Source organism: Acidovorax sp. SRB_24 (assembly GCF_012931925.1).
In genome coordinates this window covers 1-604 of record NZ_MWOM01000203.1, presented here as the reverse complement: position 1 = coordinate 604, position 604 = coordinate 1, and the positions used below count along the sequence as shown (strand labels likewise).

1 protein-coding gene is annotated in these 604 nt (G+C 69.5%); it reads left to right on the top strand.

Annotation, left to right across the window (positions count from 1 at the left end; all coding sequences use genetic code 11):
• Positions 1-361, top strand: a 361-nt coding sequence (locus B2J89_RS21535) for a fumarylacetoacetate hydrolase family protein (RefSeq protein ID WP_205763930.1), incomplete at its 5' end; no start/stop codon positions are given.
• Between the last annotated feature and the right edge of the window lie 243 nt (positions 362-604).

Below are 604 nucleotides of genomic sequence, written 5' to 3'. Positions count from 1 at the left end.
TTCGCGCATCCAGGACTGGAAGATCAAGATCGAAGACACCGTGGCCGACAACGCCTCGTGCGGTGTGTTCGTGCTCGGCGACCGCCTGGTCGATCCGCGCGACGTGGACCTGGCCACCGTGGGCATGGTGCTGGAGAAGAACGGCGACATCGTCGCCACCGGCGCCGGCGCCGCCGCGCTGGGCCACCCGGCCAACGCGGTCGCCTGGCTGGCCAACACGCTGGGCGCGCACGGCATCGCGCTCGAAGCCGGCGAGGTCGTGCTCTCAGGCTCGCTCGGGATCATGGTCCCGGTGGCTGCCGGCGACAACCTGCGCGTGACCATGGGCGGCATCGGCGGCTGCTCCGTGCGGTTCATATGAACAACCCCCTGAGGCGCTGCGCGCCTTCCCCCTTCTCTCGCATTGCTGCGCACTGCGGGAAGGGGGACGCCGCCAGCGCGGCGGGGCGGCCCTTGCGCGGCGGCCGCTGGCCTGGGCCGCGCCGGCATTCCGCACCGCACTTGTGAACCCTGATCTGCGTGGAGAAAAGTGATGACCAAGAAAATCAAATGCGCCCTGATCGGGCCCGGCAACATCGGCACCGACCTGCTGGCCAAGCTGCAG